General features: G+C 43.9%; 15 protein-coding genes, 1 tRNA gene, 1 pseudogene and 1 riboswitch. Of the genes and pseudogenes, 4 read left to right on the top strand and 13 right to left on the bottom strand.

From position 1 onward, the window contains the following. Positions 1-18: 18 nt before the first annotated feature. From BM271_RS12055 to BM271_RS12025, 7 genes and pseudogenes are all read right to left on the bottom strand, one after another. Positions 19-1,695, bottom strand: coding sequence for a choice-of-anchor I family protein (locus BM271_RS12055; RefSeq protein ID WP_052749889.1), 1,677 nt, complete (start codon positions 1,693-1,695; stop codon positions 19-21). A 205-nt stretch (positions 1,696-1,900) separates the two neighbouring features. Next, positions 1,901-3,571, bottom strand: a complete 1,671-nt coding sequence (gene acsA / locus BM271_RS12050) for an acetate--CoA ligase (RefSeq protein WP_046791541.1) — start codon at positions 3,569-3,571, stop codon at positions 1,901-1,903. 55 nt (positions 3,572-3,626) lie between these two features. Then, the gene (locus BM271_RS12045) at positions 3,627-5,426 is read right to left on the bottom strand and encodes a PLP-dependent aspartate aminotransferase family protein (RefSeq protein ID WP_046790685.1); all 1,800 of its coding nucleotides are present in this window, start codon (positions 5,424-5,426) and stop codon (positions 3,627-3,629) included. 74 nt (positions 5,427-5,500) lie between these two features. Continuing rightward, a riboswitch (SAM riboswitch) is annotated at positions 5,501-5,611 on the bottom strand. A 138-nt stretch (positions 5,612-5,749) separates the two neighbouring features. Beyond that, on the bottom strand, positions 5,750-6,607 hold the full coding sequence (locus tag BM271_RS12040; protein WP_046790686.1) for an NAD(P)-binding domain-containing protein: 858 nt from the start codon (positions 6,605-6,607) through the stop codon (positions 5,750-5,752). Between the two features lie 12 nt (positions 6,608-6,619). Continuing rightward, entirely contained in the window at positions 6,620-6,892 is a 273-nt protein-coding gene (locus BM271_RS12035; protein ID WP_046790687.1) for a YciI family protein, read from the bottom strand. A 136-nt stretch (positions 6,893-7,028) separates the two neighbouring features. Further along, a pseudogene (locus BM271_RS12030) lies at positions 7,029-7,274 on the bottom strand (glycoside hydrolase family 2 TIM barrel-domain containing protein); the annotation flags it as partial. Positions 7,275-7,436: 162 nt separating this feature from the next. Next, positions 7,437-8,018: a TetR/AcrR family transcriptional regulator gene (locus tag BM271_RS12025; RefSeq protein WP_159430865.1), complete on the bottom strand. Its 582-nt coding sequence runs from the start codon at positions 8,016-8,018 to the stop codon at positions 7,437-7,439. Positions 8,019-8,162: 144 nt separating this feature from the next. Here BM271_RS12025 and BM271_RS12020 point away from each other — a divergent pair, with 144 nt between their 5' ends. Then, complete coding sequence (locus tag BM271_RS12020) at positions 8,163-11,468, top strand: efflux RND transporter permease subunit (RefSeq protein WP_046790689.1); 3,306 nt, start codon at positions 8,163-8,165, stop codon at positions 11,466-11,468. 217 nt (positions 11,469-11,685) lie between these two features. On the opposite strand, the gene BM271_RS14590 is transcribed toward BM271_RS12020, so the two are convergent. Continuing rightward, on the bottom strand, positions 11,686-11,817 hold the full coding sequence (locus tag BM271_RS14590) for a hypothetical protein (protein WP_268794019.1): 132 nt from the start codon (positions 11,815-11,817) through the stop codon (positions 11,686-11,688). A 132-nt stretch (positions 11,818-11,949) separates the two neighbouring features. On the opposite strand from BM271_RS14590, the gene BM271_RS12015 reads away from it, so the two are divergent. Next, positions 11,950-12,357 carry a helix-turn-helix domain-containing protein gene (locus BM271_RS12015; protein WP_052749890.1) on the top strand — a complete coding sequence of 136 codons (408 nt, stop codon included), beginning with the start codon at positions 11,950-11,952 and terminating at the stop codon, positions 12,355-12,357. Between the two features lie 14 nt (positions 12,358-12,371). Beyond that, positions 12,372-12,473 (top strand): helix-turn-helix domain-containing protein, encoded by a 102-nt coding sequence (locus BM271_RS14670; RefSeq protein ID WP_082103678.1) that lies wholly within the window; start codon positions 12,372-12,374, stop codon positions 12,471-12,473. A gap of 51 nt (positions 12,474-12,524) precedes the next feature. Here the strand turns inward: BM271_RS14670 and BM271_RS12005 are convergent, their stop codons facing one another. Further along, positions 12,525-13,298, bottom strand: coding sequence for an acetoin reductase (locus BM271_RS12005; RefSeq protein ID WP_046790690.1), 774 nt, complete (start codon positions 13,296-13,298; stop codon positions 12,525-12,527). A 146-nt stretch (positions 13,299-13,444) separates the two neighbouring features. Between BM271_RS12005 and BM271_RS12000 the strand changes: the two genes are divergently transcribed. Then, positions 13,445-13,516, top strand: a tRNA-Val gene (locus BM271_RS12000). A gap of 68 nt (positions 13,517-13,584) precedes the next feature. Here the strand turns inward: BM271_RS12000 and BM271_RS11995 are convergent. The 4 genes from BM271_RS11995 to BM271_RS11980 form a co-directional block, all read right to left on the bottom strand. Further along, complete coding sequence (locus tag BM271_RS11995) at positions 13,585-14,478, bottom strand: YitT family protein (protein ID WP_143544948.1); 894 nt, start codon at positions 14,476-14,478, stop codon at positions 13,585-13,587. Between the two features lie 130 nt (positions 14,479-14,608). Next, a complete protein-coding gene (locus BM271_RS11990; RefSeq protein WP_046790691.1) occupies positions 14,609-15,559 on the bottom strand; it encodes an arsenic resistance protein in 951 nt (316 codons plus the stop codon). 45 nt (positions 15,560-15,604) lie between these two features. After that, complete coding sequence (locus tag BM271_RS11985) at positions 15,605-15,973, bottom strand: iron chaperone (protein WP_046790692.1); 369 nt, start codon at positions 15,971-15,973, stop codon at positions 15,605-15,607. Between the two features lie 21 nt (positions 15,974-15,994). Then, a complete protein-coding gene (locus tag BM271_RS11980) occupies positions 15,995-16,522 on the bottom strand; it encodes a hypothetical protein (RefSeq protein ID WP_046790693.1) in 528 nt (175 codons plus the stop codon). Between the last annotated feature and the right edge of the window lie 5 nt (positions 16,523-16,527).

The raw sequence follows: 16,527 nt of genomic DNA, 5'->3' as shown, positions 1-16,527 counted from the left end.
TCTTTTAAGTCTGAATATCTACTGCAGTGAGTATGTGGAAATTGTCCCTGATAGTTCATTAGCTACCATAAGCCTCGCTTTGCCGTCCGGGCTGTCCTGAGGGTTGATGAACTCGATGCCTTCAGGTGAAATATCTGTGTTGGTTTCATCATAGATATACTCTGCATATTCGGGAGCAGTCGGTTCGGTGACATCATAGATCATGATGCCTCCCGTCCTTTCCAATCCAATAAATGCATACGTCTTGCCACCGACTTTGCCTGTTTCAACTGATTCCGGCTCAGGTCCTTTATTATCGCTGCGGTCATCCTGTATATACTCATCCGGACCTGCGAAGTCTATGTTGAATCTTTCCGGCACTTCATCCTGGATGATATTTTCGAATTCATTGCCACTGTCGTACAGCTGGCTCAGATCAGATCCTTTCAATATGGAAAAAGAACGTCCGCCGAAAGATACGAGTGCGTTATGAATATCTCCATCTTTGAAAGAATGTTGTTCAGTGATATTCAGCCTTCCTGCATTTCCATCATTGAACAATCCATCTTCAGCCATGTCATCCAGTTCTTTTTGTGAATAACCTGCAAAATTAGCTGCATTCAAATCTACCCGGCCTTCAATTTCCCCTGCCCGCGCTTCTTCACTGTAACCTTCATAATCCTGGGCATCACCCTCATTGGCAGTAAGGATATAAGTTTCTCCATTTTTTTCAAAAGCTGCGATACCATCCGGCTGGTACAAACCGAGAACCGGTGCAGTCATCATTTCATTCTTTCCGTCTTGATCTGAAATATCCATTGAATTCCTTTCAACGGAATGATCTTTGTACCCCAAAGAACTGATTTCTACAATCTTCTTGTTCTGTATATCGATTTTCGCGACTGCATTCGACTCCTGCAGAGTTGCGTATGCATACTTGCTGTCGGAATCAATACTGATGAATTCAGGTTCCATGTTAAGATAATCTTTTTCTGCATCCGGTCCGACCGTCCTTAGATCTTCAGGCGCCATATTTTTAGTAAAAGGCAGTGCTGATACACTTTCGGCTGTGAGAGTTTTAGGGTTACCAGTAATATCCACAATGGAAATACTGCCTTCCGGATTAATCTGATAGTCGTCCGAAGGTTCACCTTCATTTGCAACAAGCAGTTTTTCCCCGTCAGGTGTAAAGGTGAGCATATCCGGCAGGCTGCCTACCGATAAACTGTTCAGCAAGTTACCCTCGGCATCTAAAAATACAACTTTCCCCTTTTCAGTTTTATCTTCTGCCGGGGCAGAAACGGCCACATATTTTCCTTTTGGATGAACAGTGACACTGGTAAGATCCCCCGCTTCAATCCCATGATCTTCCAGATAGATGCGTTTTACCAGATTGATTTCACCATTATTCTGTCCGGCCACATCTATGATATCGAGCGATGACTCTGCGCCATTCACTGAATATCCATAACCATTTTTGTAATTATATTTGACGATCTCTGTGCCGCTTTCATCAAACTCCGCCCCGCTTGTATACCGTGCAATATGATTGATCTCGAGAAGCGCATCGGAATTTTGGTATGCATTTTCCGCGGTATTGCTGTGACCGGAAGGATTTCCTCCGCCTGCTCCGTATGCCGTATCACACACTGCTGAAAATAATAATGCAGCAAGTGATAGCATTCCCGTCATTTTGTATACTGATTTCAACTTCAAGATAACCTCTCCCTTTATATGTAATACATATAAAGATTATCAATCCGGTATTAAATATATATAAAGATTATGTAAACATTTATTAACGAAAAACAGCCATCATCATTTGATGATGGCTGCCGGAAATCATTCCGTCAGTTCTGTAAAATTTCCCCTGGGGAGTTCCTCAACTACGTATAATTCAGAAAAATCATCAGGCACTGGGTCAACCCGCTTTCTCTATTTCCCATTTTTTCAGTTCCCTTCTCAAAATCTTGCCGCTGATTGTTGTTTTGGGCAACTCTTCCATGACTTCGATTTCTTTAGGAGCGACGTGGGCCGCGAGATTATTTCTGACAAATACCCGGATTTCTTGCAACAGTTCCGGAGACTGTTCAAATCCTTCTCTCAGGACAATGAACGCTTTGACAATCTCTCCGCGAACTTTATCCGGTTTGCCGATGACACCCGCTTCCTGTATCGCTTCGTGTTCGATCAGTTTACTTTCGACTTCGAATGGCCCGATCCTCTCTCCCGATGAGTTGATCATATCATCATCACGGCTCTGGAAAAACACATAATCTTCCTCGTCCTGATAAGCCAGATCTCCTGACAGATACCATCCTTCATATTTAAAATACGAATCAAATTTATCCTTATTGCCCCAGATTTCCTTCATCAGCCCCGGCCATGGAGTACGCACTGCAAGCTGTCCGGTCGTGCCCCTTTTTACAATCTCCCCCGCTTCATCAAGTATGCCGACTTCCACACCCGGGAACGGCCTGCCCATTGAACCCGGCTTGATTTTTTCGCCAGGCAGATTGACGACCAGATGTGCCCCCGTTTCCGTCATCCACCATGTATCGTGAATTCTGACGCCCAGTTCCTCCCATGCCCAATAGATCACTTCGGGATTAAGCGGTTCGCCTACGCTTAAAATATGTCTCAATGAAGATAGATCATAATCCTTCAGGACATCACCCTGGGACAGGAGCATCCTGAACGCTGTCGGAGCACTGTACCAGATCGACACTTTCAATTCTGCAATTAGCTTGTACCAGTGTTCAGCTTTGAACCGGCCGCCCTGGATGACAATCGTCGCCCGGTTCAGCCAGGGTGCGAACAGGCCATACACACTTCCTGTCACCCAGCCGGGATGGGAAGTGCACCAGTAGACGTCATCATCTTTGATATCAAGCACCCATTTACCTGACTGGTATTGGTGGGAGACGACTCTGTGTGCGTGAAGGACTCCTTTCGGTTTTCCCGTCGAACCACTAGTATAATGGATTAGCATGCCATCTTCAGGATCCATCCATTCCACATATTCCTCTACAGTATCCCCGTCAGTCTCCGCTTCAATATCTTCCGCAAAAAGGATGGTTTCAAGCGAAGGGATGTCCTCTTTTGGTACACGTTCCACCATGTCTTTATCCGTAATCAGGAGAGAAGCATTACAATCATTCATCCTATCACGGACCGCGTCTTCCATGAATGCTTCAAATAAAGGTCCTGCAATTGCACCAATTTTTATGACTGAAAGGATTGCGATGTAACACTCCGGGGTTTTAGGCAGAAACACAAACACCCTGTCTCCTTTAACGACCCCATTTTCTTTCAGTACGCGTGCGTAATGATCCGTTTTCTCTTTCACTTCTTTGAATGTATAGCTGATCCTCTCGTCACCATTCACATAATGAAGGGCTGTTTTATCTCCATGGCCATCATGTACATGACGATCTATCGTCTCATAGGCAATGTTCAATTTTCCTGTTTCATTAAAGCTCAAACCAATTTTGGCATCTTCCCAATCAAAGTGCCGGCGCACCTCCGGATAGTTAGGAAGATTGTGCTCACCGGACACCGGTTCAATAATTTCCAACTGACTCAAACTCATCATAAAAGCCCCTTCCTGGATGGTTGATTATAGATGTGAATTCACAAAAACATTTTCATATTTCACACGCATACGTGGAAATCGTTCCACGCAGCCGTTGTGCTTCTTTGTAAGTACAACGGTTGTGGATGACCTGGAGTCCGCCGTTCCTTGCGATATCCGCGGCTTCTGGTGAAATGACCCCTTCCTGCAACCAGAAAACTTTCGGGTTTACTTCCAATGCCTCTTTGGCAATTTCAATCGCCGCTTCAGGGCTTCTGAATACTTGGACCACATCAATCTGATCCGGAACACTCGCGAGGTCCGGATATGCCTTTTCTCCGAGTATTTCTGTTTCTCTCGGATTTACCGGAATGATCTTATATCCGAGTCTCTGCATCTTGCGTGCCAGACGGTAGCTCGGTCTTGCTTCTTTACCGCTCAAGCCGACAACCGCAATTGTTTTTTGGCGGGTTATTTCCTGGCCATCTACATCCACCGTTTTTTCTGTCGGTGAATTCAGCGCCCATTTGATGACACCTTCGTCATTGATGACGATTTCTTTATTTCCCCCGTTATCTATACCTGTAGCTGTAGCCAGTGCCTGACTGAGATCGTTTTGAATGTCCCTCACGGATTCAATCCCCACAGATAATCTGACAAGTTCTTCGTAAACGCCCGTTTCTTCGAGCTGTTCTTTCGTCAGCTGCTGATGTGTAGTCGAAGCCGGATGGATAATCAGTGATTTGGCGTCTCCGACATTTGCAACATGCGACCACAGGGCCACATTATCAATCAGTTTCTTCCCTGCCGCTTTGCCGCCCCTTATGCCGAAAGTGATGATTGAACCAAAACCGTTATTGAAAATCCTTTTGGCGATATCATGGGACGGATGGTCTTCCAGCCCCGGATATGTCACCCATTCCACAGCCGGATGACCGGACAGGAACCGGGCCAGTTTTTCCGCATTTTCATTATGGCGTTCTACACGGATGTGGAGTGTTTCAAGACCCTGGATGAGCTGGAAAGCATTATTCGGGCTGAGACTCGCTCCAAAATCCCGAAGCAGCTGGACACGGATCTTAGTGCTGAACGCAAGTGTTCCGAAATCCACGGCATAGCGGATGCCATTGTAGCTCGAGTCCGGTTCTGTAAATTCCGGAAACTTATCTGTATTCCAGTTGAAGCGTCCGCCGTCCACGACAATACCGCCAATGGAAGTTCCGTGGCCGCCGATCCATTTGGTTGCAGAATGAACGACAATGTCCGCACCGAGAGTAATCGGTTTGCATGTATGAGGCGTTGCAAAAGTATTATCGACAATCAGAGGGACACCTGCTTCATGCGCAACAGCAGCAACCTTCTCGATATCCAGTACTTGAAGACCGGGATTGCCGATTGTTTCGCCGAATACCGCTTTTGTCTTATCCGTAATCGCCGCTCTGAAGTTTTCAGGATCAGTCGGATCGACAAATTTCACATTGATGCCATACCGCGGCAGCGTCACTGCGAATAAATTATATGTACCGCCATACAGGTTCGAGCCGGCAACAATTTCATCGCCCGCACTCGCCAGGTTAAGAATCGACAGAGTGATCGCCGACATGCCTGATGAAGTTGCAACAGCAGCAACCCCTTCTTCGAGAAGTGCCATACGCTTTTCAAATACTTCTACAGTAGGATTGCCGATGCGGGAATAGATATTACCCGGCTCATCCAGAGAGAATAAGCTTTCTGCATGATCTGTATCGTGGAATACGTAGGAAGTCGTCTGGTAGATCGGCACTGCCCTCGAACCCGTCGTAGGATCCGGTGCCTGACCGCCGTGCAATGATAATGTTTCAAGGTCGTAAGTTGAATTATGTTCGTTTGACATGTCCATTCCTCCAAATATGTATGTGGTTATAAAAAAACTCTCTTCTTTGTATAAGAAGAGAGTTTGTTATCCTCCTCTTATCTTCCAGGAATAAATCCCTGCAGGAATTAGCACCTTTTTAAGCAAGTCTGCCTAATGGTTGCCGGGCGTCATAGGGCCAGTCCCTCTGCCTCTCTAGATAAGTTGGTAATATTAATTTCTAATAATGTATACTACAATACTAGGATTATTTGTATTTGTCAAAACATTTTATAAATACTAAATATTAAGTCAAATTAATCTTGTTCAAAACGGTGCCGGAGGGCACTGTCCTACGACATTTTTCATTCATCCTGATAATATTCATAGAGACCGCTGTGATCATTATTGCCTTTATCCTGAGCGATCAGTTCATCCATGATCTCCTTTGTTTTCGAAGTCACCGGCAGTTTCCCCGCACTATCCAGACTTTCGAAAGCATTATTCAGATCCTTCATATGAAGATTCATCTTGAATCCCGGTTCATACGCGGATTCTATCATCCTTCCGATTTTGGCATCCATGACATTGCTGCCTGCCAGTCCGCCTTTTATGGCATCATACATCGTATTCAAATCAAGACCCAGTGCACGGGCGACAGCAACCCCTTCAGAGAGTGCAATGATATTGTTGGCTACGATTACCTGATTGACCAGTTTTGTCGCATTTCCAAGTCCGACTTCACCAACATGCGTCACCCCTGCTCCCATGATTTCAAGCAGCGGCTTCACTTTTTCAATTGAAGCATCTCTGCCTCCGGCCATGATGGCGAGTGTACCTTCTATCGCTTTCTCTTCCCCGCCGCTGACCGGCGCATCGATATAATCTGCATCCTCTTTTCTCAGTTTTTCCGCCACCTGCCGGCTCATTTCCGGCGTAATTGAACTCATATCAACGACTACCGTACCCGGTTTCAATGTTTTGTACAAATTGCTGCCGATCACAACGTCATAAACATCCTGTGAGTTCGGAAGCATTAAAATCAGAACATCGGAATTCGCCGCCACTTCACCATAGTCTTCCATAATATTTGCATTCAATCTTTTTAACGCTTCGTTGGTTGATGCTTTACTGCTCGAAATATAAATTTCAATATTCTGTTTCAGCAGATTCTCACACATCGGTCTGCCCATTATGCCGAGGCCGATAAATCCCGCTTTCATAAAAACACACTCCTAAAAATTATAATTCGATTCCATTTCCCATTCATGAATTTCATAATTTCTCGCCCCATTAATGATATACGGATCCGTATTGACTAATTTCTCAACCGTTTCCAGAGATTCTCCTTTATAGATGACCAGCCCGCCTGCACCGTCAATAAACCGTCCGTTCATCAAAATTGACCCTTCCTCTCTTCCGGCGCTCAAAAATTCGAGATGCTGAGCGCGGAAATCCTTACTTTTCTGTTCGTCTTTCATCGGTAAAAATACTGCAAAATATTTCATTTTAGTCCTCCGCATTGATTTATGAATATTTAGATTACTTGATTTCATATTATCAGACGGTGGATGTTTTTTCCTTAAATCTCTTCTGAAACAGAAAAATGAAACACTGATCGAAATGACCAGTACCTACAGTGACCTACTTCTTATAGTTATAATCCGGAATACTTTCCCAGCGCTCTTTCATATAATGCGCTGCAAGTTTGGGCATGCAGTCACGCGTGAATATACCTTTTCTATTTCCCTGTACTCTGATGACACCCTGACTCGTTTCAAAGTCTGCAAAGTTCCAAATGTGCTCGCCCACGAAATTCTTCGTTTTATCGAATATTTCATGATTCGCTTCAAGATAGAGTTTCTAGTACTCTTCTGTGAACATGATCGGCTTATCCGGATATTCATTCGCATAATGGTCTGATATGTTCATACGCCCTTTCCTCTTCAAATCCTTTAATATAGACGCGCTGATCGATTCCAAAGCGGGAAAATAAAAAAATGGCTCCCGGTATCAGGAACCATTTTCAAATCATCATTAGATGTAGTATATTTACTTTGTATCATTCAACATATGGTTTATGACAGACAATGCTCCATCGTACGCCGTTTTTTCATACACGAGACCCAGTGACTCTTCATCGATATTCTGCTTTTTTTCCAACCAGAGCTGATACATGCTTATGAGACCGGCGATATGGTATTCAATGACATACTCAAAATCTTCCACTTCTTTTATTTCCAGATCTTCGGCATAGTTGATGATGATCTGCCTTAGACGGGCTTTCAGCTCATGGACGAAACCCGGGTCCCCTTTCGGACCGAGCAGCACCGCAATTTTCTCACCATTCTTCTTGAGATAATCATTTGTTCCCTCAATCGGTTCTATAATTTTGCCATCATTATCTTTTAGCTCTATGAAAGGATTGATAATCATATCTTTATCTGGCATCAATGATGCTTTCAATATTTCCAGCGCTTCATTGATATCAACGAAATATGTGTAAAACGTCCCTCTGTTATATCCGGCCTTGTCCGTAATCTCTTTTACAGTAATTTTAGTCAGCGGTTTCTCTTTATAAAGTTCCCAGAAAGCATCCAGAAGGTTATTTTTCGTTTCTTCTTTTCGACTCATTTCAGACATATTCCCTCTCTTTTCAACACATTCGATTAGATTGTTTATTGATATAAATCTACAATTTAATTATCATATAGCATTGTACAACATGTTGTTGGATTAGTAAAAATAAATTTTTTCTTAATAAGGAGCGAACATATTTTGAAGCTATCGGATTTTTCCATAAGGCGCCCCAATTTTACCATTGTGGTAATGATCATACTGCTTTTGCTTGGCGCCGTTTCCCTTACCCGTCTCCCTCTGCAGCTGATGCCGAATATAGAACCGCCAATCGCAGCAGTAGCCACTACTTACCAGGGAGCAGGCCCGGAAGAAGTCATGGAGGACGTTACGGTCCCCATCGAGTCGGAACTCTCCTCACTCAGCGGACTGACAAATATTTCTTCCCAGTCCCAGGAGAGCTCATCCGTCGTCATTTTGGAATTCGGATATGACACTAAGATTGACGATGTTGAAAATGATATTATGCGCGCAGTTGAATCTGCCGACCTGCCTGACGAGGCGGGCGATCCTTCTTTCCTTAAATTTGATATTTCCATGATGCCGAGCATTCAGATGGCAGTGACATCCAGTGGTGACAGTGTTGCTGAATACCAGGATCAGGTCGATGACCTGATCACGGAACTTGAAAATATCGAAGGTGTCGCTTCAATTACTGAAAATGGGTCAGTGACTGAAGAGATACAGGTTAATTTGGATACCGAGGCACTTGAACAATACAATATGAGCCAGAGTGATATCGCCGGTATCATTGAAGCGAATAATATCTCTATTCCAAATGCTACAGTAACGGATACGGAAGATCGCACTTCCATTTCGACCCGTACAGTAAGTGAGATAGACGGGGTGGAATCCCTCCAGGAACTCGTTCTTGCTGAACTTCCCGATGACGGAGGCACTATAACACTCGATGATGTTGCGGAAGTCTCCATTGAAGAGCAATCAAGCAATACATTGACGAGAATGAACCAGGAAGAAGCACTGTCAATCGATGTCATGCTCGCTTCCGATGCTAATGCATCGAACGTCAATAAAGAATTCAATGCCGTGCTGGACGAAAAACTGGATGAAGAAGAATTCAGTAACCTTACAGTAGAAACTTTATATGATGAAGGGGAATACATCGATATCGCAATCAACAGTGTCTATACTTCACTGATTTCGGGCGCAGTCCTTGCGATGATTGTCCTGTTCGCTTTCCTCAGAAATCTGAAAGCACCACTTATAATCGGTATTTCCATTCCGTTCTCCGTCATCACTACATTCGCGCTGTTGTTCTTTACAGATATCAGCATCAATATGATGACGCTTGGCGGTTTGGCACTTGGTATCGGGATGCTGGTCGATAACGCAGTTGTCGTAATTGAAAACATATACCGGCATCTGTCCATGGGCAAAAAACCCAAACAAGCAGCGAGTGAAGGTACGAAAGAAGTCGCATCGGCAATCATCGCCTCCACTTTGACGACTGCTGCAGTATTCCTGCCGGTCGTATTTGTCAGCGGTCTTGTCGGCCAGCTGTTTACACCTTTCGCCATAACAGTGGCATTCAGTCTGCTTGGCTCTTTATTCATCGCATTGACTGTCGTTCCGATGCTTGCAAGCAGAATTTTGACAGCGCCTGACGAAAACATGGAAAAAATCCGAAGTGAAAGATCCTACATGAGAATGCTGAGGAAATTCACGAGATGGTCTCTGAACCACCGGGTCCTCGTGCTCATATTGACTACGCTCCTATTGATCGTCAGTGCACTGGGCATCTACAACCAGGGAATAAACCTGATGCCTGAAAGTGATGAAGGTGCTCTGACAATTGAAATTGAAAAAGAACAGGGTACGATTTTTGAAGATACTTTTGATACAGTTGAAAATATAGAAAACGAGCTCAAAGATTACCCTGAAGTCGATACTTACCTGAGCAACATCGGTTCCTCGTCGCCGATGATGTCAATGTCCGAAGAACCGAACAAAGCAAGCATCACGGCGACATTGGTGGACCCGGCCGACCGCAGCGTCACTACCAATGAGTTCATAAATGATATTGAAGATGAGATTGAAAAAATCGATGATTCTGCAGAAATCAATATCGTTCCGATGTCTCAGTCAGGCATGGGCGGGGAACCGAATACCCTCATGCTCAACGTCTCAGATGATTCTGCAGACAGACTGGCCGAATCTGAACAAACAATCATCCAGGCACTGGAGGATGACGAAAAGATAGAAAGCGTAGAATCCAGCCGGGAAGAAATGGTACAGGAGCTGCAGGTGCAGGTAGACCGCGCAGCAGCCAGAGAAAACGGTCTGCAGCCTGCCCAGGTCGGTTCTGCACTGTATGAAGCATCAAATGGCGTACAGGCAACGACCGTAGAGAACAACAATGAATTCCTGTCCATTGTCGTCAAATATCCGGATGATGTCCTTTCCAGCATGGAAAATTTCCGAGATATCCAAATTGCGAATAGTGAAGGCGAATACGTTGCTCTAAGTGAAGTGGCAGAACTTGAAGAAGTGGACATGCTCCCAATGATCACCCGGGACAGCATGGAGGAAACAAGTGAACTGACTGTCACTTATGCTTCAGACATGTCACTTAATGAAGCTGGCACGTATGTAGAAAATATTATAGAAGATGCAGATTTCAGTGATGATACACACTATTCCATCGGCGGAGACCTGGAAATGCTGACAGATGCCATGCCTCAGATGCTGCTTGCATTGATTCTCGGCGTGCTGTTCATCTATCTCGTAATGGTTGCACAATTTGAATCATTCAAGCACCCATTCATAGTGATAATGGCAGTGCCGCTCAGTATTATCGGGGTTATGCTGGCATTGGTCATTACAAATAACCCGCTCAGCATCGTTTCGTTTGTAGGTATCATTATGCTGCTCGGTATTGTCGTCAACAACTCGATACTGCTGGTAGACTATACCAACCAGCAAAAAGAAAAGGGTTATCCTACACTGGAAGCTCTTGAACTGAGTGTACAGCACCGCTTCCGTCCAATCGTAATTACGGCACTCACGACAGCACTTGGCATGCTGCCGCTTGCTCTGGGTATCGGTGAGGGCGGAGAAATGGTCGCCTCGATGGGTATTGTGGTAATCGGCGGACTTACCAGCAGTACAATCTTCACACTGTTCATCATCCCTATCTTCTACAGCTACGTTGATAAGGAAACACGTAAAATGCATAAGAAGTATATGACGCCGGATGGTGAAATTATTACTCAAAAAGAAATCGATGCAAAGAAACGTGAAGAAGAACGTGAACAAAAAGAAAGATCAGATAACGACTATGATTATGAAATGAAAGATAATCATCCGGAGGGCACTGAAGAAGCACCTGAGGTTCAGGAAGCCGGACAGGACCGCTCAAAAGATGATTACATCAGTGAAATGCAGCAACTGATTGATAAAATGAAGAATGACAAATCCGATAGATAATATTGGAAACAAAAACCGGTCCGGGGAATTTCCCGGACCGGTTTTTATAATAGAAAAGCACTTTACATATGTTCAGGAAGAAAGTTCTTTTTCCAGATGTTTTACTGTCGGTGTCAGATTCAGAAGAAAATAAGTCTCTCTTAGTCTTCTGGAAGGATGACTGAAAATAAAAAGACGGATCCGTCATGTATCCGTCCTCTAATCTCCGATTCGATTTTTATTTCTTATATCCGAAGTCAGGAATGCTGTTCCAGCGTTCACTTAAATAGCGCGCAGCCATCTTCGGTTCTCTTTCTCTTGTGAAAACGCCCTTTTCATTCTCCTGGACGCGCTGGATTCCGAATTTCATCAAATATTTTATTGTTCATCCTGTAGTAGTCTTCCTGGTATTCTTCACTGAACGGTTCACCGTAAGGACAGTGGAACCCTGCCGCAGTATCTGCACCGTATACCCGGCAGTCCGATACGGTCATCCAAGAATATGGCTCTGGTTTCAATTACATCTTTCAGGGGCGCTGCCGAACGCAGTGGTGTCCATCCCGTCTATCTTCATATCATTTCTGAAAGATTCGCCATCCTGATTGAAAAAACAGATACACTGCCCAACCTGAAAAAGCTGATCCTCTCCATGGCAAATGAATACTGTGGATTCATGCGTTCTTGTCAGACAGGCGCTTACAGTGCGAATGTGCAAAAGGCAATGGATTATATCATGATGCACCTCGGGGAACCGATGACACTTGTAAAGATTGCAGAAGAGATACATGTGAATCCATCTTATCTTTCGAGAAAATTCAAAGAAGAGGCGGACTTGACCGTAACTGAATTCACAACGGGGAAAAGAATCGAGGAAGCAAAACTGTATCTTAAAAAAGAAACAATTCCGTAACAGATATCGCTTTGATGCTTGGATTCAATGATTTGAATTATTTTAGTAAAGTATTTAAAAAGCATACAGGAAACACACCTACCCAATATGCTGAAAACCATACAGTAAAATCATAAGAACCTTAAAAAATCCCCTTGATACAGATCAAGGGGATAGGCCGGCATCGTTTATCTGAATACCAGACCGCCGTCTGTGACAATAGCCTGTCCTGTTATATAATCCGAGTCATCCGACGCCAGGAAAGACACAAGGTTTGCTACATCTTCAGGCTCCTGGGGCCTCCCCAGCAGAATATTGCCTGAGAATTCCTTGAATGCGTCCCCCGGCTCCATATGGTCATAGTATTTGACCATCTCTTCATCGATCCTGTCCCACATGGCCGTGCCTGCCACACCCGGGCAGTACGCGTTCACCCTGATATTATACGGTGCCAATTCCTTAGCCGAAGAATGTGTAAAGGATTTGACCGCATGCTTCGTAGCAGAATAAGTGGAAAGCATCTCATAGGATTCATGTCCTGCAATGCTGCATGCATTAATGATTTTACCTTTGCTCTCCTGCTTTTTAAATTGCTCGGCAGCCGCCTGTGTGCCAAATACAACGCCGTTCACATTGATTGAAAATGCCTTGTTCAGCTGTGCTTCATCTACGTCAAGAAATGGAGTGACAACATCTATGCCTGCGTTATTGACGAAAACATCCAGCCGGCCGAATACCTCCACTGCACGCTGGACAAGAAGAAATTGGTGCTCCTTTTTTGAAACATCTCCCTGCACACCGATGACTTCATATCCGCCTGCCTTAATCTCTTCGACAGTAGAGTTAACCGCTTCTGCATTGATATCATTAACAACCACTTTAAAGCCGTCTTTTGCGAGACGTTCCGCAATCCCTTTTCCGAGCCCGCCGCCTGATCCTGTAATAACAGCTACTTTAGACATATTGACCCTCCTCAGTTTTATCCTTCGGTTCAATTATAATCCTTAAAGGTTATTACCACAATCAATATATCTGAAAATTCCATCTAATAATAAGTTTGACATTTTAATAAAAAACGTGTAAATTAGATTGCAGTGATTTAAATAATGACTCCGTAGCTCAGCGGGAGAGTGCTTGCTTGACATGCAAGAGGTCGGTGGTTCGAAACCACTCGGAGTCACTAAAGAAGCACCCGGAAAATTTTCCGGGTGCTTTTTCATTACTGGAGAAGATTTTTAATATAGGTGTTTAGACAAAAGAGTTTCCAAGCACGCTGTTCACGTCGTTTACCACTACAAAAGCATTCTCGTCATATTTTTTGATCAGGCGTTTGAGCCGGACCAGCTTGGATTTATTGATGACAACATAAAGTATGTCCGTTTCTTCCTTGGTATAGAAACCTTTGCCATTCAGCATGGTTACCCCCCGGCCGATCTCACTGTTGATCAAAGTACCCAGCGCTTCGGGTTTTTGCGAGACAATTGTAATTGCCTTTTTCGGGTCCATCCCTTCTATGATGAAGTCCATGACTTTTACCGCGATATACATTGAAATGACGGTCAGCAGCACCTGCTCGACAGTAAGTACTGTCAGACTGAGCAGAATGACAATGAGATCAGCCACCAGTATAGCTGAAGATATTTTTACATCCAGATATTTGTTGGCAATGCGTCCGATTATTGCCGAACCGGCTGTCGTAGCACCTATACGGATGACAAGACCATTGCCGAGGCCTACGAACAGACCGCCGAATACAACATTGATCATTATTTCATCCGACTGTAACACCCAAGTCTCTGTAAGTCCCAAAAACAGCGACATCATGATCACCGCAAATATTGTATAATACATCGAGCGTCTCGAGAGAAAGCTGAATCCGACAATAAGCAGAAGGCCGTTTAGTATCAAGGTGGATATTGCAGGGGATATATCAAAGGCATACAGAAGGATAATTGCCAGTCCCGTGACGCCGCCTTCCCCCAAATTACCTGCAATCATAAATGTATTAATACCAACGGAAAAAAGAAATGACCCTAATATTACGACCGCTATATTTATCAACGTCTGCATTGTAATCCTTGGCGTCATGTATATTCTTATCTTTTCAAAGTTGATTTTACCGCGCTTTTTTCTATTTTTCACAATTACCCTCCTTTTAAATCGTCCCAGTACCGCCGATTCATAATAAAGGAGAACGCATATGGATTTCAACTCTTTTTTTGTATTCCTAATTTTTTATATTTTTCAACAAGTTAATAAATCATGATATAATTCATTTTTCTCCGGTCCGGAGAAGTATATTTGACGTGAGTGCAAGTACAGGAAGCTCAATCAGGGGGCCGATTACAAGCGCCAGTGCTATCAGCGGTTCATCTGCAAATGCAGTAACGGCGATGGCCAGTGCAATCGGTGAATTTCTTGCCATGCTCGTCATGATCAGACTGATTGAATCGGCACGGTTAAACTTCATCAGACGTCCCGCCAGGCTGCTTATGAAAAATGTTACGAGGAAAAACAGCAGAACCGGGAGGAACATCAGCAGTACAACACCGGGATTGCCGGTCAAAACATCTCTTTCTGAGGCAAACATGGCCATTACAGCAAGCGCCAGGAAAATTATATTGTATCGCCCGAAGAACGGAGAAATCTTCTTTTCCAGAATATCTCTCCGCCGGCCTGAGAATAACATTCTGACCGCTGCTGCAAGTATCATCGGCACCACGAGTACAAGCAGTATGCTGCCCAATATGTTTTCGAACCCGACAGTTTCATATGTACCAAAAAATAAATACAGATAGACCGGCAAAAGTATAACCTGAACTACCAGATTAACCGGCAGGAGTGATGTGGACAGAGCAGTATTCCCTTTCGCCGATTCAGTAAATACCAGATACCAGTCGGTGCAGGGTGTCACCATGAGCATGAGGAAACCGATCCATAGCATTGGATAGTCGGACAGGAACATCATGCCGAGAGAATAGGCAAAAAGAGGCGTCCATATGAAATTTATTATGAGAGATGTCCAAAAGAATCCGGTCTTTCGGAATGACATGATGATGCTGCCTGTGGGCATCATTATGAAGAGGCCGAAAAGCATGACTGTCAGAAAAGGCACTATGAAAACCCCCGCATACATTTGTATGCCAGAGATGCCGCCGATTACGAGTCCTGTAACTACTGCTGCCATGATGATGAACGGCTGATATTTTTCCAAGGCATTCACAGCTGTCCCAGCCCCCTTTTCATATCAGTAAAGAACATTGTTCCATCATCTCCAAAACTTGTCATGATCTTTCTTATCTTCAATATTGAAGTCGATCAGTTTTTCAAGCAGTTCATAATCCATCGGTTCATTCCAGGTTATCCGGATGACATTATCTGTGTAGCTGTGGCCGGCTTCTTTGATTTCCTGTTGACAATGTTTGATTGCCGCTGTTTCCGGTGCAACAGATACATGTTTTTTCGCTACGCTGAAAGCGATTATGAAAGTGCCGTGATCGGTAAACATCGGCTGATTCCATTTCACCGTTTTACCCATTCCCGGGTATTTATCTGAAATCCACTGCAACACTTCCTCAATTTTAAAGCGCACGTCCTGATCGTCCAATTTATTCAGAAAAACTTCAAATTCCTGCATGATTCCCTTTCCTTTTTATCATTATGACAGCAGCTCCTCTATATACCAGGACTCCCTCTTGTATAATTTAAACATGAAAAACATCAGGATTACTACTGCAAAAACCACGCTGTTTTCTTCAATTTTATCCTCAATGATAATGGAAATCTTTTCAGCCGAATGTTCATTGACCACAGCCGCTTTGCCGCGGTCAATGAAAACATTCATGTTTCCCTCTTCATCTTCTTTTATATACATATGGTTTTCCCCGACGTGTCCTTTGACCCTGAAATGCAGAAGGTTCTTTCCCGCCCTCTCTTTCAGGAACATTGTAGTTTCCCCTGCAGCAATGATATAATTTGCGATATTCAAATCCTTGAATTTACGCCGTTTGAGCCCTACTATCACTTTAGAACCATCAAGTGGAGTAAAAGCATAAGTATATCTTTCTTCACATTTTCTAAGTACATCTTTTTCGATATGACCTACTACCCTCTCCATATCATTTATTATTTTGACAGATCTGTGATCATCCGGTTCAATAGTCGCCTGGAACTGATATTCTTTCATAGCTG

The organism is Salinicoccus halodurans (genome assembly GCF_900114445.1).
GTDB classification, from domain to species: domain Bacteria; phylum Bacillota; class Bacilli; order Staphylococcales; family Salinicoccaceae; genus Salinicoccus; species Salinicoccus halodurans.
This window is presented reverse-complemented; position numbering and strand designations above follow the sequence as displayed.

Excerpts from the sequence above, each read along its gene's own strand:
- acsA (WP_046791541.1), bottom strand. The coding sequence starts at position 3,571 with ATGAGTTTGAGTCAGTTGGAAATTATTGAACCGGTGTCCGGTGAGCAC.
- BM271_RS12045 (WP_046790685.1), bottom strand. The coding sequence starts at position 5,426 with ATGTCAAACGAACATAATTCAACTTACGACCTTGAAACATTATCATTG.
- BM271_RS12040 (WP_046790686.1), bottom strand. The coding sequence starts at position 6,607 with ATGAAAGCGGGATTTATCGGCCTCGGCATAATGGGCAGACCGATGTGT.
- BM271_RS12035 (WP_046790687.1), bottom strand. The coding sequence starts at position 6,892 with ATGAAATATTTTGCAGTATTTTTACCGATGAAAGACGAACAGAAAAGT.
- BM271_RS12025 (WP_159430865.1), bottom strand. The coding sequence starts at position 8,018 with ATGAGTCGAAAAGAAGAAACGAAAAATAACCTTCTGGATGCTTTCTGG.
- BM271_RS14590 (WP_268794019.1), bottom strand. The coding sequence starts at position 11,817 with ATGAAATTCGGAATCCAGCGCGTCCAGGAGAATGAAAAGGGCGTTTTC.
- BM271_RS12015 (WP_052749890.1), top strand. The coding sequence starts at position 11,950 with ATGGCTCTGGTTTCAATTACATCTTTCAGGGGCGCTGCCGAACGCAGT.
- BM271_RS14670 (WP_082103678.1), top strand. The coding sequence starts at position 12,372 with ATGCTTGGATTCAATGATTTGAATTATTTTAGTAAAGTATTTAAAAAG.
- BM271_RS12005 (WP_046790690.1), bottom strand. The coding sequence starts at position 13,298 with ATGTCTAAAGTAGCTGTTATTACAGGATCAGGCGGCGGGCTCGGAAAA.
- BM271_RS11985 (WP_046790692.1), bottom strand. The coding sequence starts at position 15,973 with ATGCAGGAATTTGAAGTTTTTCTGAATAAATTGGACGATCAGGACGTG.
- BM271_RS11980 (WP_046790693.1), bottom strand. The coding sequence starts at position 16,522 with ATGAAAGAATATCAGTTCCAGGCGACTATTGAACCGGATGATCACAGA.